This window comes from Pontibacter kalidii (assembly GCF_026278245.1).
Lineage (GTDB): Bacteria > Bacteroidota > Bacteroidia > Cytophagales > Hymenobacteraceae > Pontibacter > Pontibacter kalidii.
Map to the genome: position 1 here is coordinate 1604818 of NZ_CP111079.1, position 21895 is coordinate 1626712.

At 54.4% G+C, this 21895-nt stretch carries 19 protein-coding genes; 8 read left to right on the forward strand and 11 right to left on the reverse strand.

Features of this window, described 5'->3' with window-relative positions:
• Window positions 1–27: 27 nt before the first annotated feature.
• Window positions 28–279, reverse strand: coding sequence for a hypothetical protein (locus OH144_RS06890; protein ID WP_266205564.1), 252 nt, complete (start codon window positions 277–279; stop codon window positions 28–30).
• A 329-nt stretch (window positions 280–608) separates the two neighbouring features.
• Between OH144_RS06890 and OH144_RS06895 the strand changes: the two genes are divergently transcribed.
• From OH144_RS06895 to OH144_RS06905, 3 genes are read left to right on the forward strand one after another with little or no spacing between them, the layout of a single operon-like run.
• Entirely contained in the window at window positions 609–1142 is a 534-nt protein-coding gene (locus OH144_RS06895; RefSeq protein WP_266205565.1) for an RNA polymerase sigma factor, read from the forward strand.
• 16 nt (window positions 1143–1158) lie between these two features.
• Window positions 1159–2070, forward strand: a complete 912-nt coding sequence (locus tag OH144_RS06900; RefSeq protein ID WP_266205566.1) for a hypothetical protein — start codon at window positions 1159–1161, stop codon at window positions 2068–2070.
• A gap of 10 nt (window positions 2071–2080) precedes the next feature.
• On the forward strand, window positions 2081–3214 hold the full coding sequence (locus tag OH144_RS06905; RefSeq protein WP_266205567.1) for an outer membrane beta-barrel protein: 1134 nt from the start codon (window positions 2081–2083) through the stop codon (window positions 3212–3214).
• Between the two features lie 63 nt (window positions 3215–3277).
• Here OH144_RS06905 and OH144_RS06910 read toward each other — a convergent pair whose 3' ends face one another.
• Window positions 3278–4024 (reverse strand): TrmH family RNA methyltransferase, encoded by a 747-nt coding sequence (locus tag OH144_RS06910; protein ID WP_266205568.1) that lies wholly within the window; start codon window positions 4022–4024, stop codon window positions 3278–3280.
• Window positions 4025–4037: 13 nt separating this feature from the next.
• Here OH144_RS06910 and tamL point away from each other — a divergent pair, with 13 nt between their 5' ends.
• Window positions 4038–6479, forward strand: a complete 2442-nt coding sequence (tamL, locus tag OH144_RS06915; protein ID WP_266205569.1) for a translocation and assembly module lipoprotein TamL — start codon at window positions 4038–4040, stop codon at window positions 6477–6479.
• Between the two features lie 213 nt (window positions 6480–6692).
• Here tamL and OH144_RS06920 read toward each other — a convergent pair whose 3' ends face one another.
• Window positions 6693–8771: an alpha-ketoacid dehydrogenase subunit alpha/beta gene (locus OH144_RS06920; RefSeq protein ID WP_266205570.1), complete on the reverse strand. Its 2079-nt coding sequence runs from the start codon at window positions 8769–8771 to the stop codon at window positions 6693–6695.
• A 294-nt stretch (window positions 8772–9065) separates the two neighbouring features.
• Here OH144_RS06920 and hemF point away from each other — a divergent pair, with 294 nt between their 5' ends.
• Genes hemF through OH144_RS06940 form a run of 4 tightly spaced genes read left to right on the forward strand, consistent with a single transcriptional unit; the run spans window position 9066 to window position 13909 of the window.
• Complete coding sequence (gene hemF / locus OH144_RS06925) at window positions 9066–9968, forward strand: oxygen-dependent coproporphyrinogen oxidase (protein ID WP_266205571.1); 903 nt, start codon at window positions 9066–9068, stop codon at window positions 9966–9968.
• Window positions 9968–10543 carry a phosphatase PAP2 family protein gene (locus tag OH144_RS06930; RefSeq protein WP_266205572.1) on the forward strand — a complete coding sequence of 192 codons (576 nt, stop codon included), beginning with the start codon at window positions 9968–9970 and terminating at the stop codon, window positions 10541–10543. Before hemF ends, OH144_RS06930 begins: the two co-directional genes overlap by 1 nt.
• A 48-nt stretch (window positions 10544–10591) precedes the next feature.
• Window positions 10592–12970: a TonB-dependent receptor gene (locus OH144_RS06935; RefSeq protein WP_266205573.1), complete on the forward strand. Its 2379-nt coding sequence runs from the start codon at window positions 10592–10594 to the stop codon at window positions 12968–12970.
• A 3-nt stretch (window positions 12971–12973) separates the two neighbouring features.
• Window positions 12974–13909, forward strand: coding sequence for a DUF4249 domain-containing protein (locus OH144_RS06940; RefSeq protein WP_266205574.1), 936 nt, complete (start codon window positions 12974–12976; stop codon window positions 13907–13909).
• Here the strand turns inward: OH144_RS06940 and OH144_RS06945 are convergent, their stop codons facing one another.
• The 8 genes from OH144_RS06945 to ccoG all read right to left on the reverse strand — a co-directional run bounded on the left by OH144_RS06945 (window position 13910) and on the right by ccoG (window position 21854).
• Window positions 13910–14725: an ion transporter gene (locus OH144_RS06945; protein WP_266205575.1), complete on the reverse strand. Its 816-nt coding sequence runs from the start codon at window positions 14723–14725 to the stop codon at window positions 13910–13912.
• A 116-nt stretch (window positions 14726–14841) separates the two neighbouring features.
• Window positions 14842–16260 carry a TIGR00341 family protein gene (locus OH144_RS06950; protein WP_266205576.1) on the reverse strand — a complete coding sequence of 473 codons (1419 nt, stop codon included), beginning with the start codon at window positions 16258–16260 and terminating at the stop codon, window positions 14842–14844.
• A gap of 48 nt (window positions 16261–16308) precedes the next feature.
• On the reverse strand, window positions 16309–17649 hold the full coding sequence (locus OH144_RS06955) for a DUF2254 domain-containing protein (RefSeq protein ID WP_266205577.1): 1341 nt from the start codon (window positions 17647–17649) through the stop codon (window positions 16309–16311).
• Between the two features lie 132 nt (window positions 17650–17781).
• Window positions 17782–18147 (reverse strand): Crp/Fnr family transcriptional regulator, encoded by a 366-nt coding sequence (locus OH144_RS06960; RefSeq protein ID WP_266205578.1) that lies wholly within the window; start codon window positions 18145–18147, stop codon window positions 17782–17784.
• 49 nt (window positions 18148–18196) lie between these two features.
• Window positions 18197–19108 (reverse strand): universal stress protein, encoded by a 912-nt coding sequence (locus OH144_RS06965; RefSeq protein WP_266205579.1) that lies wholly within the window; start codon window positions 19106–19108, stop codon window positions 18197–18199.
• An 84-nt stretch (window positions 19109–19192) separates the two neighbouring features.
• On the reverse strand, window positions 19193–19924 hold the full coding sequence (locus tag OH144_RS06970) for a sulfite exporter TauE/SafE family protein (RefSeq protein ID WP_266205580.1): 732 nt from the start codon (window positions 19922–19924) through the stop codon (window positions 19193–19195).
• 2 nt (window positions 19925–19926) lie between these two features.
• Window positions 19927–20397, reverse strand: coding sequence for a FixH family protein (locus OH144_RS06975; protein ID WP_266205581.1), 471 nt, complete (start codon window positions 20395–20397; stop codon window positions 19927–19929).
• A 53-nt stretch (window positions 20398–20450) separates the two neighbouring features.
• Window positions 20451–21854: a cytochrome c oxidase accessory protein CcoG gene (ccoG, locus tag OH144_RS06980; protein WP_266205582.1), complete on the reverse strand. Its 1404-nt coding sequence runs from the start codon at window positions 21852–21854 to the stop codon at window positions 20451–20453.
• Window positions 21855–21895: the final 41 nt, after the last annotated feature.

Below are 21895 nucleotides of genomic sequence, written 5' to 3' on the forward strand. Positions count from 1 at the left end.
TTATACTTACTCCGGGGAAAGAAGAAATTAAACGAGCTGCCGTGGCGGGTGCCACAGCACAAAGGCAATGTGTTTTTCCTGCTCCGCCGCCAGCTGCACTGGCTTTGCCTGCGGTTCTACAAATGTTCTGAAGACCAGCTGCGTGAACTCGTTTGTCACTGTCAGGGTAGCGCAGCAGGTGCAGGCGCAGAAAACCGGGCAGGTATCTTCATGGAAAGGGCTCTCGCCGGTGGTGTGGGCGGGGTCCACTACCTGCTGGGCGTGCTCATGCTCAGACATTATTATGTCCGTGCATGGCTGCCAGGCCATCCAAAACATAATAAGCGACATGAGCAGTGTTGCGGTCCTCATGAAGGCAAAAGTAAGGCACAGGGCTCATAAATCCATACTTATTACTCATTCAGCCTCAAACTAAAGGGATGTCTTCAAAATTTTATAGTTGATATTTAGGTATTTATAGCCTACGTTTTGGGCATCACAAAAAAAAGATGAAAATTTATACATCCTCAGGCAACCACACCATGGCTACCCTGCATCTAAAGGGTAAAGAGCAACCAAACGCTCCTCTTGAAAACGGAAGACAACTATAGATTAAACCTTTACAAAGCGTGACAGAAGCAGAACTGATAGCAGGGTGCCAACGGGCAGACGGGAAGGCACAGAAGTTCCTGTACGAGCGCTTTGCCTCGCAGATGTATGGCGTTTGCCTGCGCTACCTGAAGAACCAGATGGATGCAGAGGAGGCGCTGCTGAACGGGTTTATGAAGATCTACCAGCACGTAGACCGTTTCGAGGGCAAAGGCAGCTTTGAGGGCTGGGTGCGTCGGATTATGGTGAACGAGGCACTGGCTTTTCTGCGCAAAAAGGAGCCGCTGCACCTGGCCATGGAAGACACCTATATACAGGTGGCCACCCCAACCGGTGCCGACCACGATCTGGCCGAGGGCGAGTTGCTGGAGCTGCTGGGAACTTTACCCGCGGGCTACAGGGCAGTTTTTAACCTGTATGCCATAGAAGGATATGCACACAAGGAGATAGCTGATATGCTCGGGATTACCGAGGGCACTTCAAAGTCGCAGTTGAGCAAGGCACGCGCCATGCTGCAACGCAGGCTGGAGGGGCAGGAAGCTATCGCCAGTTAAAGAAGGAGGACGAAAGATGAAACCAGAAGACATAGACAAGTTATTTAAGGAGCGGCTGGGTAATACCTCTCCCACCCCTCCCGCCGACCTCTGGAACCGCCTGCAGGCACGCATGGAGGATGAGGGAGAAAAGCCTCTTGCACTGCTGACGCCGGAGGCGGAGCAGCAGAAAAGCGGCAAGCAGCGTTTTATGTGGATCTACTCCTCCGTGGCGGCCACGTTGTCGCTGCTACTGGCAGTAGGTCTGGTGTTCTATAACATCAACACGGGCACGCCGGAGATCAACGGGGCCATCACCAAGTATGATAGCACGCTGCCAGAGCATAGGCCAGACGTGGAGCCTATACGTATACCTGCGCCAGAGGCAACCTCTATGGAGGGTATGATGGCCCAGAAGGAGGCCTCCGAAGCAGATTTGCCAGGAACAGAAAAAAAGCTATCCCCCCAGGCAACCGACGCGGCAACGTCTGCATCTACCCTTGCAAAGGAACCTGTTAAACAGCGAGCCATCGCCAAGGCTACACCTAAAGCGGTGCAGCAACTCCACCCGGCTAATGCTCCTGTAAAAAAGGCACCTAAGGAAGATGTGCAGCCGGCCATCGCAGCCAATATAACACCAGGAGTACCTGCCGCAGCTGTGGAACCGGTAACAAAGCCTGCAGCCGTTGCCAGCGCCAACCTCAACGCCGAGCCAGTGGAGATCATTATCAAGCGAGCTGTTGCTACCCAAACGTCCTTGCCGCAAGAGACGGAGCAGCCTGGCAGCGGCAACAGCAGAAAGGCACTGGCCAAGAACATCTTCAAGCAGGTGCGTAACCTGGCCTCCGGCGATGGCGTGGAGCTGGAGGAACTGGGCATCCGGGCCGACCGGGTAGCACTGGAAACACAGATCGGCAAGCAGAAAATCTCAAAAGTGATCAATCTCTAAACCCAACAACATGAAACGGATACTACTACTCGTACTGGCCATTTGCATGGCCGCCGCTACCGGTGTGTCTGCCAAAGGCGGCAACACCCTGAAAGAGCGACTCAATGCCACCGAACAGGATACTATTGTGGTGAAAATGGCTAACGGCGCCACCATGATCCTGCACCTGGAGAATATGCAGCAACTGCAGGCTTTCCAGAACTACAGCCTCGACTCGCTGATGCGGGAACTGACCAAATACGTGGAGCGCGTAGACCAGATGGAGAGCTCCAACCAGGCGTCGAAGGAGATGACCGTGACCTTTAACAGGTCGGAGGCGGAAGGTGGCCAGGGGGAGCAGGTGACCATTACGGTGCAGGAAGAGGACCCGCAGACGGGCAAGGTAAAGAAGGAGACGCATGAGGTGGTCCTCAACAAGGTCTTTAAGATAAAGGTGGACGTGGAGGAAGACGGAGAGAACACCACCGTGAACGTGGACATGCCGACGCGGCACGAGCGCGACAGTCTCCGCCAGGTGAGAGAGGTAGAGTCCTATAAGGCAACCAACGTCGGCTTTGACATGGACCTGGGCTTTAACGCCTTCACCGAGCAGGGCCGCAGCATGGCGGACCTGAGGCCGTGGGGATCGCGTTACGTGAGCCTGAACATGCGCCTCAAGTCGCAGATTGGTGGCCGCAAGAGCCCGTTCCACCTGGTGTCCGGCCTGGAGTTCGCCTTCAATAACTACATGTTCGAAGATGACATCGTGGTGGAGGACATTGATAACGTGACTTATTTCACGGTGGACCCGGAGCGAAACTTCGAAAAATCAAAACTGACCCACTCCACGGTGAACCTGCCGCTGATGGCCACGCTGGAGTTTAAGCGAGACAACGGAAAGGATGGCTTTACGATCGGTGCCGGTCCGTTTGTAGGCTACCGCCTGGGCAGCCATACCAAGTTAAAGTATGAAGAGGACGGCAAGACCGAGAAAGACAAGACCCGCGACAGTTTTAACCTCAGCGATTTCCATTACGGTGTGGAAGGCGTGATTGGGTACGGTGGACTGGATCTGTTCGCCAAGTATAACATGAATGACCTGTTCAAGGATAACCGCGGTCCGAACACAAACGTGATCAGCTTTGGCGTGAGGTTGTTCTACTAACGTATAAAAGTGTTTTTTAGTAAGGTGAGAAAAAGAGGAGCTGTAGCAGGCTCCTTTTTTGTTTTAACTGTTGCGCCTGAAGTTATCGATGATGATGGCAGTTGCCGTGGCCACGTTCAGCGACTCTGCCCCCCCGAAAGCCGGAATCTTGATGAGCTGATTCACCTGCTGCGCCACCTCGGGCCGGATGCCGTTGGCCTCGTTCCCCAGCACCACAATCCCCTCGGGCTTGAGCTGCATGCGGTGCAGGTTCTCGCCGTTTAGGGCGGCGCCATAGATCTTATACTTGCCGGTGTGCTGCTGCAGCCAGCCCGGTAGATCGAGGTAGTATACCCGGATGCGCGTAAACGAGCCCATGGTAGAGGAAATCACCTTCGGGTTGTAAAAGTCGGCGCAGTTTTCGGAGCAGACCACGTGTTTGATGCCGTACCAGTCGGCGATGCGTATGATGGTGCCCAGGTTGCCGGGGTCGCGGATGTCATCGAGGGCGATGACCAGCTCGGACGGGCTGATTTGCAGTGGCGGTAGCTGCCTCATATTTGCCACGGCCAGGGCGGCGTTGTTACTCGAAAACGTGCCGGCTTTTACGAGCTCCTCCTCGGTCACCACGTCGTATTTTAAACCTTTGGCAAGGAGAGCGGTATGTTCCCGTAGGAAGTCCTCGGTCACGAAAAGGTGCTGCAGCGCAAAGTCTGACTGTACTAATTCCAGCACACTTTTGGCTCCCTCCACCACAAAGGCTTGGTGTTGGTTGCGGTATTTTTTTACTTGCAACGATTTAATATACTTTACAACTGCTTTCGACAACATAGCTGGTACACGTTTGAGATCACGATTATACATAGCCGCCCTGAGTTTTGCAATGCTGGGCTTGAACGCCTGCATCCCGACAAAGAACCTGGGCGAGGGCGAGAAGCTGCTTGTAAGTATGGAGCCAAAGGGGCTGGAATCCGTGGATCCGTCTGCCATTCAGAACCTTTACCAGCAACGGCCCAACCGCATGGTGCTGGGCTCCACCCCCTACCTGGCGCTTTACAATTTCGGCAAAAAGTTTTATGATCCGCAAAATATTCGGGAGCGGATAGCGAAACAAGAGAAACGGATGGCCACCAAGATACAGGAGGCCGGCACCGACTCCGTGAAAGTAAACAAGCTGCGCAACAAGTATAACGCACGGGTAGAGCGCCTGGAGGATAAACTACAGGAAGGCAATTTTGTGATGCAGTTGGGCGAGCCTCCCGCCATTTACGACTCGCTGCGCATGCAGGAGACGATGGAGCAGATCGAGATTTACCTGAATTCGAAGGGCTACTTTAACCACAGCGCTGATTATTCCAAGCAGGTAAAGAAGGATAAACTCCTGTACATCGACATCAACATCGAGGAAAACCAGCCTTACCGCTACGCGGAGCTTAGCTACGATATAGAAGACCCGCGCATCCTGCAGATCGTGAAGCGCAGCGAGCCCCGCTCGCTGCTGCAGCTTGAAGAACGCTACGACGAGGAGCAGCTGACGTTGGAGCGCGACCGCCTGTATGAGTTGCTGAAGAACCGCGGCTACTATGACTTCGCCCGGGCCTACATAGAGTTTGAGGTGGACACCAGTTATGCCCAGAACACCGCCCGCGTCAAGACCATCATCGAAAGCCCCGAGCAGGACTCGACGCACAAAGTATACACCATAAAGGATGTATACTTTAAGACCGATGCAGACCGCTTCGGTATCCCGCGCGACACGGTGGAGTATAATGGCATAAAGTACGTGGCCTATAACCACAAGTACAGCCCGCTGATCCTGGACAAGAAAATCGATATCTACCCAGGCCAGCGCTATAGCCAGCTCCGTACGTTAACGACGCAGCGCAGGCTTTCCGACCTGGATGTTTTCCAGTTCAACAACGTGTTCTATAACAAGGTAGAAAGTCCCACTGATTCAACTTATGAGTTAATTGCCCTGGTGAATGCATTGCCCGCCAAGAAGTTTCAGGAGACGGCGGAACTGGGGATGAACTTTACCGAGAAGCGGCCCGGTCCTTTCTCCAGCCTGACGCTGCGCGTGCGCAACGTTTTCGGAGGGGCCGAGAACCTGGACTTCGGCATCAGGGGCGGCATAGAGTACCAGGCCAGCCTCAGCGACCCGGACCAGGCCGTGATGATCAAGGAATTTGGGGCAAACACCTCTTTGTCGTTCCCGGTGATACTTTTCCCGTTCACGAACAAGAACCTGCTTTCGGAGTTCAGCCCCCGTACACGCTTTAGTACCGGCTACAACAGTGAGGACCGGCAGGAGTATGTGCGGTCTACTTATGAGCTGGGGCTTGATTACATCTGGCAACGGTCCCGCAGCCCGCTGCAGCCGCCGGTCATGCAGTTCATCCTTTCGCCCGTCAACTTTAACATCGTGCAGGGCGACATCAAGGACCAGGAGTTCAGAAGCAGGCTGGAGAATAACAGCACCGGCAGCCGTTCCCTGCTCGGCAGTTTCGACGATGGTATCATCTCCTTCGTGGGCTTTAACTTCATCTACAACACCAACGACTTTACCCAGACCCGCAACGCGCACTTCTTCCGCACTTTAGTGGAACTGGGTGGCCTGACGAAGGAGCTCGGCCTGAACCTGGACATCAACAACCTGCGCACCTATCAGTACGGCCGCATTAACCCGGACTATCGCCGGTACATCCCTTTGGGCGGGCAGCGCTATTTTGTGTACCGCATCAACGCAGGCGTCGCATCCCCTATGTTCAGCGGCAATACGCTACCGTACGATAAGTTCTTCTTTGCTGGTGGGGCCTCCAGTGTGCGGGCCTGGCAGTCGCGTCGCCTGGGGCTGGGCTCTTATGCCGCACTTACAGTGGTAGAGGATGAAGAGGGCAATAAGAAGATCGTACGCGATTACAACCTCGAGCAGCCCGGCGAGGTGCTGTTGGAGGCTAACCTGGAGTATCGCTTTAACATGTTCAGCTTTATTAACGGTGCCTTTTTTGTGGATGCCGGCAACGTATGGCTGCTGGAGCCGAATCAAGGCCGGCCTGGTGCTGATTTCCAGTTCAACCGATTTTACAAGGAGCTTGCCGTAGGCACAGGGTTCGGCCTCCGCTTCGACCTTTCGGTGCTTATCCTGCGCTTCGACTTCGCCACCAAAGTATACGATCCGGCTCAGTGGAAAGAGGACCGCTTCGTGCTCCCCAGGTTTAATCTGACCGACTTCTTTACCCGCAACAACCAGAGTACCCTGCAGATTGGCATCGGCTATCCTTTCTAAGGCTGCTGGTTAGGGTCGATACCCTAAGTTATGCTGATTTTGAAACGTAGGGTACAACCTGACACAGGTGTCCAACCGGATACGCATCGTGCGTGAGAGTCTTCAGACTAGATTTTACGTATCGACAAAAGCCTCCATCCCTACCTTATAAAAGGCAGGGATGGAGGCTTTTAGTTGTTGCAATATAAATGTATACTTTGCTGCTATTTATACTTAGTAGTTTAGCAGTTCCTCCATCTGGGCGGCTACCTTGTCCGGGTTGGGCAGCATCATCTTCTCCAGCTCCACGTTCAGCGGAACAGCTGGCAGGTTAGCGGCACCCAAGGTATAAATCGGTGCGTCCAGCTGCTGGAAACAGTCTTTCGACAGGCGACCGGCCAACGATTCGGCAAAGGAGTTCATGAGCGGCTCCTCCGTGAGCACCAGCGCTTTGCCGTGGCGTTCTACCGAGGTGCGGACCGTTTCATAATCCAGCGGGTTGAGCGTACGCAAGTCCACGATCTCTACACTGCCGGGAAACTGCTTGGCGGCTGTCTTGGCCCAGTACACGCCCATGCCATAGGTGATCACAGTCATGCTGTTGCCCTTTCGTATTTCTTGTTCGCTGGCTTGTTGCACAATGTTGGCTTTGCCCAGCGGCAGGATGTAGTTCTCATCCGGTTCTATGGTTTTGGCATCCTCGGTGCCCGGTACTTTGGACCAGTACAAGCCTTTATGCTCCAGCATCACCACCGGGTTGGGGTCCAGGAAAGCGGCTTTCATCAGGCCTTTCATATCGGCAGCGTTGCTGGGGAACACTACTTTTATGCCCCGGATGTTGAGCAGCGTGGATTCTATACTTCCCGAGTGGTAGGGGCCGCCGCCGCCGTAGGCCCCGATGGGTACGCGGATAAGCGACTGAACCGGGAACTTGCCGTTGCTCAGGTAGCAGCTCTTGGACAGTTCCTCCACCAGCTGGTTAATGCCCGGCCAGATATAATCGGCAAACTGTATCTCCACGATCGCTTTTGCCCCTACCGCAGACATACCAGCCGTTGAGCCTACGATATACGCCTCCTGAATCGGGGTGTTGAACACGCGGGCATCGCCATACTTATTAGCCAGCAAGGCGGCCTCGCGGAACACGCCTCCTAATTTCCCGCCGACATCCTGGCCATAGAACAGGGCCTCGGGGCAGGTTCTCAGAATATCATCCACCGCATGCAGTGCGGCATCCACCATAATGACTTTGTCAGCTCCTTTCGGGCTGCGCTCGCCTTTCTCCTCGGTTACTGGTGTTGGGGCGAACTCATGTGTGCTAAAGGAGCTGGGATCCGGGTATGGGGCGTTCAGGGCACGCTCGTAGTCGGCGGCTACCGTGCTCATGGCCTCCTGCTCCAGCAGTTTCACCTCGTCTACCTCCAGGCCGGCACCTATAAGCAGCTCCCGCAGTTTCGGGATCGGATCGTCGACGCTGTGCTGCTGCAGGTTCTCGCCCCTGTACCACTCCCGGCGCACCCCGGAAGTATGGTGACCCAGCAGCGGCACTTTGGCATGCACCAGTATAGGGCGGCGCACCTTGCGGGCATACTCTATCGCCACGCGCATCCCCTCGTAGGATTCCTCAAAGTCAGAGCCGTTCACGCGCAGGCGCTCCATGCCTTTAAAACCGGCGGCGTACTCAAAGGCGTCCATGGCACGCATCTCCTTTCCCGTGGCTGATATGCCCCAGTCGTTGTCCTGCACCAGGTAAATAATCGGCAGCCCCTTGAGCACCGCCATCTGAAAGGCCTCGGCCACCTCTCCCTCCGTTATGGAGCCGTCTCCCAGCGAGCAGAGCACAATGGGCTTCTCCTCGCCCTGCAGCAGCCCCTGCCCTTCCAGGTACGCCAGACCGTGCGCCATGCCCGTGGCCGGAATGGCCTGCATGCCGGTGGCCGAGCTTTGGTGCGGGATCGTCGGGAAACCCTCTCTTCGAAGCGAGGGGTGGCCGTAGTAGGTGCGGCCGCCGGAGAAGGGATCATCGGCCTTGGCCATGAGCTGCAGCATGAGCTCGTAAGGCTGCAGCCCCATGCCCAGCAGCATGGATTCATCGCGGTAGTAAGTAGCGGCGTAGTCGTGTGGCTTGAGCTGCAGGGCTGCGGCCAGCTGTATGGCTTCGTGGCCGCGCGAGGTGCTGTGCACATACTTGCTGCAGATCGCCTTGTTCTCCTCATAAGTGTCTGCCATGGTTTTGGCAGTAAGCATCAGTCGGTAAGCCTTTTTTAATAATTCCAGATCGAGTTTAGTGGCTTCCAGGGTTTGTTGTGACATAGGTAGCGTTAAGGTTTGCTCTAAGTTACAAACTTTCTTCTTTTAAGTAAAGTGAGAAATGGGTTCGGTAGAGCGCGTAGAATTAGGTACTTTTGTGTTACCAATAACAATAGACTACTTGACAAAAGACATAAGATACTTGTTAGGTTTAAAGAGGTGTTGTTTCGTTATCAAATAGTCTTTGTTTGATTGGTAGCGTTGTTTTGGAATGAAAATCCGAAGCAGCGGATGGGCTATCCTTTGTCTTTTGTCAAATAGTCCTTTGTCAAAATCTTTACTAATAGCTGCGAAAAAATGTTCAGAGAAAAAGTTGAGGCGTTCATGCGCCAGTTCCAGGCGGACCTTTGCCATGCTCTAGAAACCTGCGACGGCGGGGCTACTTTCACCTCCGATGTGTGGGAGCACGAAGGCGGCGGCGGCGGTACTTCGCGCGTGATTGAAGACGGTCATGTGCTGGAGAAAGGCGGCGTTAACTTTTCGGCGGTTTCCGGCGAGTTGTCACCTCAGTTTCTGAAGGCGCTGCAGATGCCTGATCCGAATTACTTTGCTACGGGGGTGTCGGTGGTGATGCACCCGCACAGCCCCATGGTGCCCATCACGCACATGAACGTGCGCTATTTTGAGGCAGGCAACGGGCAGGCCTGGTTCGGCGGGGGCATCGACCTGACGCCAATCTTCGTGGACGTGAAGCAGGCAAGGGAGTTCCATGAGCAGATGAAGGCCGTTTGTGATAAGCACCACCCGAGCTATTACCCGGAGTTTAAGAAGTGGGCCGATGATTATTTCTACAACGAGCACCGCGACGAGACCCGCGGCGTGGGCGGCATCTTCTTCGACAGGTTAATGGAAACCGATGAGATCAGTCTGGAGGACCGCTTTGCCTTCGTGCGGGATGTGGCCTACGCCTTCATCCCTTTTTATACTTCCATCATCAACCAAAACCGAGACCTGCCTTACGGGGAGCGGGAAAAGCAGTGGCAGCTGATACGCCGTGGCCGCTACGTGGAGTTTAACTTGGTGTATGACCGCGGCACCAAGTTCGGGCTGCTGACCAAGGGCAGAATCGAGTCCATTCTGATGAGCCTGCCGACGCATGCCTCCTGGGTGTACAACTTTATACCCGAGCCGGGCAGCTCCGAGGAGCAGACGCTGGGCTACCTGAAAAAGGAAATCGACTGGATAAACATAGCTGAGTAATGCTGGAGACGTTTAAGCAGCTGGACAGGGACCTGTTCATCCACCTCAACGAGATGCACAGCCCTATCTGGGATACCATCATGATCTTCATGTCGGACAAGTATGTCTGGATCCCCTTTTACCTGGGCCTGATCGGTTACCTGGCGTGGCGCTACCGCCGGCAAAGTATAGCCATGGTCCTGCTGGTGATCGCTGCCATCGGAGCCGCCGATTTTATCGCCTCCGGCCTGATGAAGCCCTACTTTATGCGCCTGCGCCCCTGCCACGACCCCGCGCTGGCCGAGGTGATCAATGTGGTGCAGAACTGCGGCGGCAAGTTCGGCTTCATCTCCTCGCATGCGGCCAACACGTTCGCGCTGGCCGTTTTCTTCAGCCTCGTGCTTTCGGAGCGATACCTGATCTTTAAGGTGCTGTTGCTCGCCTGGGCAGTTATTGTGACATACAGCCGTATTTACCTGGGCGTGCACTACCCCTCCGATGTGCTGCTGGGCGCACTGCTGGGCGCTGCACTGGCTTACCTGGCCTCCTTGGCTTATGGCCTCCTACTTAGACGTTACTCCTATTTCAGGCCCTAAACCTTTCCCGAAAACGGCTGTTTAAGCATAACCTAAACGGCAAACGGATTGCGGCTACTCCTCTATCATACTTTATTACTTCTACTGAACCTGCTGTGCCTGGCAACTCCTGCGGCGGCACAGTCGGTTTATACTTTGTCGGGGCGCGTGCTGGATGCCGAGACCGGCGAGGCACTGGCAGGGGCCGCTGTGGCGCTGAAGGAGCGCCCTTCGGCCGGAGCTATGACGGATGCCTCCGGCAGTTATAGCTTTGCTGCATATGAGGGCATGTATACCCTTGTGGTAAAGTATATTGGCTTCGAAACCCAGGAGCAGCCGGTACAGCTCAATCAGCCTGTAAGGATAACCGTACGACTCTCGCCCACTACCTACCAGGTGCAGGAAGTGCAGGTGGTGGGCGCGCGCAGCACTCCCCTCCACGAGACACCCCAGATGGGCCAGCTGGAGCTGCCGCTGGAGACGCTCAAAAGCCTGCCGGTACTCTTCGGAGAGGTGGATATCCTGAAAACGGTGTCGCTGATGCCAGGCGTGAAATCGGCTGGTGAGGGCAGCACGGGCTTTTACGTGCGCGGCGGTGGGGCCGATCAGAACCTGGTGCTCCTCGATAAGGCCACGGTGTACAATCCCGGCCACCTGTTCAACTTCTTCTCCGTCTTCAACAGCGACGCCATCGACCAGACCACCCTCATCAAAGGCAACATGCCGGCGCGCTACGGCGGCCGCCTGTCCTCTGTGCTCGACATCGGCATGAAAGAAGGCGATTTGACTGATTTTCGGGTGGACGGAGGCATTGGGCTGATCGCCTCGCGGCTGTCGGTGCAGGGCCCGCTGTTGGAGGACAAGGCCGCGTTTATACTTTCGAGTAGGCGCACCTACGCTGATGTGCTCATGAACCCCTTTCTCAAAAATACGGAGCAGGGCGGTGTCCCCTACTATTTCTACGACCTTAATGGAAAGCTAAGCTTTATACTTTCTGAGAAGGATAAGCTCTACTTGAGCGGCTACTACGGCCGGGATGTGGGGGAGCTAACGCTCTCGGAAGGCCGTTTCAAAGGGGATTTCTTCTGGGGAAACAGCAGCGCCACCGCCCGCTGGAACCATATTTTTAATGATAAACTAGTGTTGGATGTGTATGGGGTGATGAGCAAGTATGACTTCGAGTTCAACTGGGATTTTGGCGGCTTCACCACCGTGGCCCAAACCGGCGTGGAGGACTACAGCGCCAGCCTCGACTTTACCTATAAACCCGACGCGCGCCACCGCCTGCAGTACGGACTGCAGTATACGTACCACCAGCTCCTGCCCCGCGCCGGGGAGGCCGAGAGCGCCAGCGGCGAAATATTCGGCACCGCTCAGCTCCTCACCAAGTATGGCCACGAGTATGGTTTATACTTATCGGATGATATATACCTGACTGATAAATTGCTGCTTAGCCTCGGTATCCGAAACAGCTATTTTACCCAAACGGGGCCGTTTACTTTTTATCAATTTGATGAAAAACTGATGGCTACTGACTCAACGATGTATGGCTCCGGGGAGAAAGTGAAAACCTTCAGCGCCTGGGAGCCGCGGGTGTCGGCAAAGTATGAAATCAACACACGATCCTCCATAAAAGCGGCCTACTCTAGGTCTGCGCAGTACCTGCACCTGGTCTCGAATGCCTACACCACCTTGCCGCTGGATGTCTGGGCGCCGAGTTCGGCCATGGTGGAGCCGCAGCGGGCCACGCAGTATGCCCTGGGCTATTTCAGAAGTATAAGGGAAAACCAGTACGAGGGGTCCGTGGAAGTATACTATAAGGACCTGGAGAACCAGCTGGAGTACCGCGAGGGCTTTGCGCCCGCCCCCAGTAACCGCGACCTGGAGTATGAGTTTGTGAGTGGCAGTGGCAGATCGTACGGTGTGGAGCTGTTCCTGCGCAAGAACTACGGGCCGTTACAGGGGTGGTTTGGCTATACCCATTCCCGCACCACACGCACCTTCCCCGACCTGAATAACGGGCAGCGGTTCCCGGCCCGATATGACCGCCGCCACGACCTCTCTGTGGTGGGCAGCTACAAGTATAACGATCGATGGACCTTTGGCGGCAGCTTTGTGTACGGCACCGGCGAGGCCACCACGCTGCCTGTGCGGCGCTATTACCTGGAGGGCACGGTGAATTACCAGTACGGCGACCGCAACAGCTTTCGGATGCAGCCCACCCACCGCCTCGACCTTTCGGCCACACTGGAAGGCAGGAAATGGAAGAACATCGAAAACAGCTGGACCTTCTCCGTCTACAATGTATATGGGCGCCGGAACCCCTACTTATACTACATCGATAACGAGGGCAGCGCCTACGATTCGGGCGTTAAACTGCAGGCCAAGAAAGTCTCCATCGTACCGTTTCCCTTGCCTTCAGTTATCTTAAACTTTACCTGGAAGTAAGCTATGCGCAGACCCTACTTTATACTTGCCATACTTTGCAGCCTGCTGTTTTCTGGTTGTGAGGAGGATATCACCGTAGAGGTTCCGAAGGGTGAAGAGCAACTGGTGGTGGAGGGCCATATAGAACAGAATGCGCCACCGGTGGTCGTGCTTACCCGAACGGTCCCGGTTTTTACCGAAGTATCGGCGGAGGCGCTGGCGCAGAGCTTCGTGCACGATGCGCAGGTGAGCATAACCGTGGACGGGAAAAGCTACCCTTTAAAAGAAACACCCTCAGTTGCTTTATCAGAAGAGGTTAAGGAATTGATAGCCGTGCAACTAGGGCTTAGGCCAGCGCTGCTGAGCGCCAACGCGGGCTTTCTGTTTTATCTCTATACTTCGGAGGAGCTGAAAGGCGAACCGGGTAAAAGCTACCGGCTGCACATCAGCCACGAAGGGCGCGAGCTAAGCGCTGTCACTACAATTCCGCACCTCAATCCCCTCGACTCCATTTTTACGGTCCCGCATCCTAACCCGGAGGAAGACAGCCTGCGTCAGCTCTATTACCGCTACTCCGACCCCGACACACTGGGCAATACGGTACGCTACTTTACCAAGCGCAACAGCGAGCCGTTTTACCCCGGCCGCTTCGCCTCTGTTTTTTCGGACGAGTTCATTAACGGTGCCACCATCGATTACCCGCTGGACCGGGGGGAGCCTAAGGGTCAGGCAGAAGTAGACCTGGACCTCTACAGCTATTTCGGGAAGGGCGATACAGTAACGGTACGCTGGGCGGCTATCGATCAGGCGCATTACCGCTTCTGGTTCACGCTGGAAAACGAGCAGAACAACAACGGCAGCCCCATTTCCTCCCCCAACATCACGCAGTCTAACATACAGGGCGGCCTAGGCGTCTGGGGTGGCTATGGCGTAAGTTACCACACGCTGATCATCGAGTAATTAGGCAAGGGGCTCAAAGCTGTAGCCGCAGTTGTAGCAAAAGTTGGCCTCAGCCAAGTGCCCTTCGGTGTGGCAGTTAGGGCAGACACGGCTGTGCGACACTCCCAAACGCTCCGACCGCGACATCTCCACTGTCACGATGCCTGTGGGCACGGCGATGATCCCGTAGCCCATGATCATCACTATGCTGGCTATGAACTGGCCCAGGGCAGTCTGTGGGGCAATATCGCCATAGCCTACGGTAGTTAGTGTTACGATGGTCCAGTAAATGCTTTTCGGGATACTGGTATAGCCGCTTTCCTGGCCTTCGATGAGGTACATCAGGGAGCCGATAATTACCACCAGCAGCAGTACCGTGCCCAGGAAAACCGCAATTTTGGTAGCACTTGCCCGCAGCGCCCGGGTTAGCACCTGTCCCTCGTTAATAAAGCGCGTCAGTTTGAAAATCCGGGCAATCCGGAGCAGGCGCAGCACCCTGACCACCAGCAGGTACTGCGAACCAAGTATAAACAGGCTCAGGTAAGTAGGCAGAATGGCAAGCAGGTCCACCAATCCGAAGAAGGAGAAAATATACTTGATGGGCCGCGGCGTGCTGTATATCCGGAGAAAATACTCGATGGTGAAGATGATGGTGAAGCTCCACTCCAGCCTGAGGAAAAGCTCAAGGTACTCCCGCCGTAAGGCCACCACGCTCTCTAACGATACGATGGTAACACTTAAGATAATGAGCACAAGTAGCGCCACGTCAAATCCCTTGCCCGCGGGTGTATCGGCCTCAAAAATGATGCGGTACAGTTTTCTTCTTAGTGCGCTCATATTGCTTCTGCCTACTAGCTAAAGCTTCTACGGATTTTACACCTGCAAGCTATAACGGCGAATTAATGACATAAAGTTATACTTTATACTTTATCTATTTCTGCTTATGCTGCAGGCTAGAAAGTAGAGATTACCTGTACCGAGTCGCGCTGGAGCTTATAGCTGAGGTAGCTCTTGATACGTCCCTCATACTCCTGCACCTGTGCTGTCTGCAGCTTTGGCCTTACTGCCTCTGGCTGCTTCACCGGTTTCTTGTCTTTTAAGGCCACCTCCTGTACCACCGGCTGCGGCGGCCTCCAGTCTATCATGACCAGCGTTATGGTGTCGGCCTTAGCAGGGTTGGTGGTGCTGACCATGTCGCCAACCTGTACTTTCTGGATCTCAGGGAAAAGCATCTTCAGTTCGCGGGTGGCGTTGCCGTTGAGCTCTATTTTCTGCTGCCGGCGCACACTGTCGGCGTGCTGCACCTGCAGCTTCTGCAACTCCAGCGTCTTCAGGATGTCCTTGGTCATGTTATTGGTGATATCGTAGGCGATCTTCTGCATCTCCTCCGGCGATACGTCCAACTGCACCAGCTTTACCCTGTATTTCTCTAGCTTGTTCTGCGCTAGCACCTCGTTGTAGTGCTTCACCAGGTTCTCGTCCACCTGCTTGCCCACGCTATAGATCTTTACCTGCTTGAGCGAGTCCGCCTGCTGAATTTCCCATTTGATGATCTCATTTTTGCGGCTGGTAAAGTCCGCAATCACAAGCTGCTCAATCCGTTTTTTGGTCTTCACGTCGGAATAGATGTTGTAGAGGAAGTAGACGCTGGGCGCCACCACAATCATGAGCACCACCACCATGGCCTGTGCCACCCGCTTTTGCTTTGCCTGGTCTACGTAGGCTTTGGTATTGAAATGCAGGTACTTCACAATCATGTAAGTGGCCAGACTAATGAAAACGGCGTTGATAAAGAAGAGGTAAAACCCGCCCAGGAAGTAATCAAAGCGCCCGACCGCCAGGCCAAATCCCGCTGTGCAGAGCGGCGGCATCAGGGCGGTGGCAATGGCCACTCCTGGTATAGCATTCGACTTATCGGAGCGAGAAATGGAAACGATGCCGGCTACTCCACCGAAGAAAGCCACCCCTACATCCAGCAGCGTTGGCGTGGTGCGGGCCAGCAGCTCGTTTGTCGGTTCGCCCAACGGGGTAACGCTGAAGTATAAAAAGCTTACCACTAAGCCTGCTGCCGCTGCCAGCGCCAGGTTCTTAATCGAGTCAATCAACATTTCGCGGTCATTGATCCCCACCGAGAGGCCCACGCCAAGAATAGGCGACATGAGCGGGGAGACTAACATGGCCCCGATGATCACGGCGCCAGAGCCGGTGTCCAACCCTATGGAGGCGAGCACTGCCGAGCAAATCAGCATCCAGGTGTTGTTGCCGCGAATGGGGATCTTGTCGTTTATCTCACGGATAGTGCCTTCTTCATCAGTTTCATGCTGAATGTTCAGCACGCTGTCGGACAGCTTTTTAAGGGATTGCAGCAGCATACTTGTTACGTGTAAGGGCTACAAAAATAAGAAAAATAGCCAAAGTGCCTAATGAGAGGGGCTGAGGAGGGGCAGCGGGTCGCGTAGCAAACCCATGTTGTTGATCTGGTTCAGCAGCAGGTTTATCCGCTTCCGGTCGCCGGGGTTTTCTATACTTTCCCCGGCATCGTGCAGTAGCAGGCAGGCCTCCTGGTAGAGCACCGGAAGCAGGTGCGGGTAAGGCCTCGCCTTGTGCAGCAGGCTCTGCAGCATCAACAGCAACTTAAGTATGACCACACTGTCCTGCTTGCCGTACAGGCGCAGCGGGGCCAGGGTTAAACTGTAAATGTCCCGGAACGTCTGGTGCTCAAACCTGATGCGGCCGGCACCTTTCTTATCGTAAATTACCTTTTCGTCCGTCAGCTGCATCCGCTGGGCGAACAGGGCCGTGAGGTAATCAATGGCTTTCAGGGCAGTGCCGGGATCGTTGATGCCGGGGCTCAGTGCCTTCACCGCGCTTTCCGTGATGTGCTTTATCCCGAAGATGTAGTTTATGCCTGCCCGCTCTTCCCTGAAGAAGTTTACATGGTCGAAAAGGCGGCTGGCAAACTCATCCATGTCGGGAAGGGTTTTGTTAATGCGGGCAAACGGCACCCCCTCCACCAGGAAGCTACCGAGCGGCTGCTCAAAATCAAGGACCACATCAAACTCCCTCAGGATATGGAGCACGGCCTTCTCATCAAGGCTCTGCAGGTATCCGGTGACAGGGCTTTTGAGCTGTTGCCACTCCTTCTGCTCAAACACGTTGGGGACCTGCGCCCCCTTGTCGCGGCTGATCTCCTCTTCCAGCTGCCGGCTTGTTATATTATAAATGCTTTCCAGTATGCTGTCTATCTGTACCGACTCTGAGATGGAGTGGATGAAATAGACGAAGAAGCCAAGGCAGATGATGGCAAATCCCATGGCCAGGAAAATAGCAAACCCAGGCAGATCTGTACTGTAGGAGTCGGAGCGTATGTTTACCATCACCACCAAGGTATAAATCAAGGTGCCCAGGTAAAGCCCAGTAACGCCTTGGTTCGACTTATAGCTGATTATCCCGGGTACTACGCGTGGGGAGAAGTTGGTGCTGGCCTGGTTTAGCACGAGCATCACCATGGTAAAGCTGAAAACGGTGAGCGAGAAAATACCTGTGGCGATGGTGCTCAGGACCATGTTGGCCGTTTCACCGTTGCGGATGATCAGGTAGGGCAGCTTCTCGTCCAGTGCTTTGCTCAGGCCCAGCGTCTCGAAGTACAGCACCACCAGCGCCAGGGCAAAGAAAGCCAACGAGATGAGGGTGGGGATAAACCCAATGCTACTGATGATGAACTGGTAAATAAATTTAAGGCGGCTGAGAATCTTATCCATACACGGTGCAGTAGCTTCTGACGGGGGATCATACTGTATGGTCTTACTTTAAATTTAAAGGATGGGTTGTAAACGCCTCAGCCACCCGGATTCCTATCGGGGTGGCTGAGGCTAAGTATAAATCAACTGTGCTTACTCGTAGGCAAGTGTTGCAAGGTTGGGCTGCTGGCTCATGAGCCGGATCAGGTAAAGCCTGAGTGGTGCCATGGTCTGAATGGCTTTGAGCAACTCCTGCTTCGGAATCTCGACCAGCGTGGCATTCTCGGCAAGTATGGCTGTGTGGCTGTGCTGCTCTTTCATCAGGTCCTGCAGCCCCACCAGGTGCCCCTGCTGCACAAGCGTGTTCTTCGGAAGGCTTAACATAGACACTAACACAGCGCCCTGCACCACTAGGAAAAAAGACTCGGCTGGCTCACCCGTTTTATAGAGGTAGGTGCCAGCCACGAGCTCTCGCTGGGTTACCTGCAGCATTCCCTCTTTTATCGCTTTCTTGAGCATAACCTTCCTTCAGAAATTTTAAAGATCAGTTGCCTTGCCAGCCGCTGTTTTATGCTAATTCCGGAGTGATCAGGTGTAAGCGCTGTGGCGGCTGGTTTTGTTTGCTCTTGCAGTTGGTGCAGCAGCCCGAGCATGGCTTGCGCTTGTGCTGCCTGTAGGTGAGCAGCGGAATCTGCGTGTGGTAAGCCATCGTCTTTAGGTACGCACTGCTGAAGAGTCGCTGCATCAGATAGCTGTCCTGGGTTGCCATGATCAGCATGTCAGCTCCCTTTAGCTCGGCAAAATCGCTGATACCTTCCAGCACATCCTCCTCCTCCAGCATCCTCACGCTTACTTTCCTGCTGTTCAGCTGTGCCTCCACCTCCCGCATAGCCTGGTTTATGGCACTGAGTTGGGGCTTATCAGCGAGCGTGTACACCTGCACCAGCGACAGCCTGGCTCCTGCCTGCCTGGCAAAATTGTGGATGCGCTGCAACACCTTAGGGTCCCGGTCGGTAAAATCGGTGGCAAAAACAAGGTGCTTTAACTTGCGGTAGCCCTTGCCTCCAGGCAAAACCATCACCGGCACCTCCAGCATGCCCATAATGGCGGCGGCGTGATCGCTCTCTGGAACATCGGCAACGGCTGAGGACAGCGCGTTCATCAGCACCATATCTACGGCATAGTCCTGCACCACGGCTTTTATACTTTGGTGTAGGCTGCCCGGGCGCACTACACAGTCAAAGCCCTTCAGGTTATCATCGTAGTGTTTTGCCAGGTGATGCTCTGCAAAGGTACGGAGCGCATGAATCGCCTTGCTCTGCTGCGTAAAGGTAAGGTCTGGCGTGCCCGAAGTATACAGCAGCACCAGCTCCACACCCAAAGCCCTGGCAAGCGAGCCGGCGTAGCGCACCAGGTTCTCGCTTTCCTCATTAAACTGAACGGGTACAAGTATATGCTTTATAGGTGTCGCCGTGGTCATAGTTTTGGTCCTTTATTTACTGTAAAATTAATTGTGATTAACTCTTAAGGCACTGAGGAAGATCAGTTCCCCCGGTGATTTTTGTCAGTTATGAGCTGTCTGCTTTGGCTTGGTGCAACAGCTTATTTCGGTGGTGTTATGGCTGGTATGGGTAATTTTCGGGCTCACGTATGGGATGCCTAGACTCAGGCCGCGAAGTATGAACAGCACCGCCATGGCCATGCCTGCGTAAGGCACCAAGCGGTTAAATGTGCCGCGCAGGCTCAAGCTGATGAACTTACCCGACAGCGACACGAGGAACATGAGCGGGAAAGTGCCCAACCCGAACAGCAGCATGTATAACATGGCACCCGGTACTCCCGGCGCACTGATGGCGCCTGCCAGGGCAATGTATACGAAGCCGCATGGCAGCAGCCCGTTCAGCAGGCCCACCATAAAAAGGGCACCCAGGTTGTCGCGCCCGAAAAAATGACCAAGCTTTTGCCGTACCCAGGTAACCGCCTTATCAGTACCCAGAAAGCTGCCGGCTTTGCCTTTGAGGGCGGCCGGGGCAACAATCAGGAAAAGTATGAGCAACCCTGACACGATGGAGACCACCTGCTGTAGCCCCGCCATTTGCAGCGATTGCCCGAAGGCACCTGCCAGTGCGCCCAGCAAAGAGTAGGTCACCAAGCGCCCCCCATTGTACAGGAGCCGGCCGGTGTAATAACGCCAGCCGCTGCTCCTGCCAAATGGTAAGGCCATGGCTATCGGGCCGCACATCCCGACGCAATGGAAACTGCCTAAAAGTCCGAATAAAAAACCAGCCCAGATCATGGCTATTTTATTTGTATGGTCTTTTCTGTGTAATATTCTTCGTTGTCCGCGCTAAAGCTCACACGCACCTTCCAGATGCCGCTCTCCATGTCGGCTACCTCCAGCAGCTGGCTTTGGTCACGGCCCAGCTGCAGCGGAATCTGCTTGTCGAGCTTATCGTCAGAGGGTCGGAACAGCGTAATCGTGCCGCTGGGGTTCATGCCCCTGTAGGTAGCCGGCAACTGCAGCAGCAGGGTTTGCTCCCTGGCATTGTACTCCACCATCACATCCCCCAGGGCCTGTGTGCGTTTTACCCTGTCGATCTGGTCCTGGAACTTGATCTCCTTCTCGTAGTAGTCTTTGCTTACAAGGTCCACATCCTGGTTCATGGCCTTGTACACGAACATGGCGATATACGCCATAAACAACACCATACAAACTACAATGGCATAGGGCCAGAGGGTGAAGTTATTTTTTTTATCTTTCGTATTCATGTTAATGTCTTCCGTAGGTTTTTCCCTTTTGGGGGAGAATTCTTTATACTTCCTTAGTTAGCCGGGCCCAGGAATTTGGTGTCGGTGGTGGTGATCAATTCCTCACCACTGTACACCCCGATCTCAATCTCCGAGTTCAGGCCGGATAGTTGTTCTTTCGCTATCTCCGTGAAGAACACGCCCTCTGCTATGCCCTGTGCCGGAAGTACCAGCTCGCTGCCAATCACTTTTATCGTCCCCTCCTTGTTCAGCAACTTCAGGGTAAGCGGCATGTCATGGTTGGTTTTGTTAATGACGGAAATATTGTAGAGGTTCTTAATGTGTCCCTGCTCCGTTTTCTGGTACAGCTGGCCCGGCGTACGAAGTATGGTGGCTTCCGCCTCGTCGCGGGTAAGCAGCAGTGCGGCAAGGGCTGTCATCAGTATAACCAGCACTGCCGTATACCCCATCACGCGGTTGGTGAAGAAGGTCCACTTCTTGCCTGTCTCAATCGCTTCCTCAGACTCATAGCGGATCAGGCCCTCGGGCTTATCGATCATGCGCATGATGTCGTTGCAGGCGTCGATGCAGGCGGTACAGTTAATACACTCCAACTGCTGCGCTCCGTTGCGGATATCAATACCGGTGGGGCACACCTGCACACACTGGTGGCAGTCGATGCAGTCTCCCTCGGTACGCTCCTGGTTCTTGCGCAGCTTGCCGCGCGGCTCCCCGCGTCCGTAGTCGTAGGCCACCACCACCGTTTTCTTGTCCTGCATCACGCCCTGCAAGCGGCCATAAGGGCAAACAATGGTGCAGACCTGCTCACGGAACCAGGTAAACACCCAGAAAAACATGCCGGTAAACACGATCATGGCGCCAAATCCGGCCGTGTGCTCCAGCGGACCGTCCATGATGATCTTTTTCAGTTCATCTATTCCGATGATATAGGCCAGAAAGATGTTGGAGATGAAAATAGAGATCAGCAGAAAGATGGTAAGCTTGGATCCTTTTTTGAGGATCTTCTCCGCATTCCAGGGCATTTTGTCCAGGGCGCGCTGCTTGGTGTAGTCCCCCTCAATGGCATATTCTATGCGGCGGAAGATCATTTCCATGAAGATGGTCTGAGGGCAAACCCATCCACAGAAAATACGCCCGTACACCACTGTGAAAAGTATAATAAAGACCACCAGCGCCAGAAAGGCTACCACCAGTATAAAAAAGTCCTGCGGCCAGAAGAGCACGCCGAAGATCACAAACTTGCGCTCCACCACGTTGAGCATGAGCAGCGGCAGCCCGTTTATCTTGATAAAGGGACCGGAAAATAACAGCGCCAGCAGAAAGTAGCTGACGTATTTACGGTAATTGTAGAGTTTGCCTTTCGGCTTTTTCGGGTACACCCAAACGCGCTTCCCTTGGTCATCTACCGTAGAGATGTGGTCCCGAAACTCATCGGTTGGTTTTGCTTTAGTTGCCATGGCAGTGGTAATTTGTGCGGATATTATTCCTGCCGGTTATA

Coding starts and splice junctions, on each gene's coding strand:
- OH144_RS06890 (WP_266205564.1), bottom strand. CDS start 279: ATGTCTGAGCATGAGCACGCCCAGCAGGTAGTGGACCCCGCCCACACC.
- OH144_RS06975 (WP_266205581.1), bottom strand. CDS start 20,397: ATGAATACGAAAGATAAAAAAAATAACTTCACCCTCTGGCCCTATGCC.
- OH144_RS06960 (WP_266205578.1), bottom strand. CDS start 18,147: ATGCTCAAGAAAGCGATAAAAGAGGGAATGCTGCAGGTAACCCAGCGA.
- OH144_RS06910 (WP_266205568.1), bottom strand. CDS start 4,024: ATGTTGTCGAAAGCAGTTGTAAAGTATATTAAATCGTTGCAAGTAAAA.
- OH144_RS06965 (WP_266205579.1), bottom strand. CDS start 19,108: ATGACCACGGCGACACCTATAAAGCATATACTTGTACCCGTTCAGTTT.
- ccoG (WP_266205582.1), bottom strand. CDS start 21,854: ATGGCAACTAAAGCAAAACCAACCGATGAGTTTCGGGACCACATCTCT.
- OH144_RS06930 (WP_266205572.1), top strand. CDS start 9,968: ATGCTGGAGACGTTTAAGCAGCTGGACAGGGACCTGTTCATCCACCTC.
- OH144_RS06955 (WP_266205577.1), bottom strand. CDS start 17,649: ATGGATAAGATTCTCAGCCGCCTTAAATTTATTTACCAGTTCATCATC.
- OH144_RS06945 (WP_266205575.1), bottom strand. CDS start 14,725: ATGAGCGCACTAAGAAGAAAACTGTACCGCATCATTTTTGAGGCCGAT.
- OH144_RS06905 (WP_266205567.1), top strand. CDS start 2,081: ATGAAACGGATACTACTACTCGTACTGGCCATTTGCATGGCCGCCGCT.
- OH144_RS06950 (WP_266205576.1), bottom strand. CDS start 16,260: ATGCTGCTGCAATCCCTTAAAAAGCTGTCCGACAGCGTGCTGAACATT.
- OH144_RS06920 (WP_266205570.1), bottom strand. CDS start 8,771: ATGTCACAACAAACCCTGGAAGCCACTAAACTCGATCTGGAATTATTA.
- OH144_RS06900 (WP_266205566.1), top strand. CDS start 1,159: ATGAAACCAGAAGACATAGACAAGTTATTTAAGGAGCGGCTGGGTAAT.
- OH144_RS06970 (WP_266205580.1), bottom strand. CDS start 19,924: ATGATCTGGGCTGGTTTTTTATTCGGACTTTTAGGCAGTTTCCATTGC.
- OH144_RS06940 (WP_266205574.1), top strand. CDS start 12,974: ATGCGCAGACCCTACTTTATACTTGCCATACTTTGCAGCCTGCTGTTT.
- hemF (WP_266205571.1), top strand. CDS start 9,066: ATGTTCAGAGAAAAAGTTGAGGCGTTCATGCGCCAGTTCCAGGCGGAC.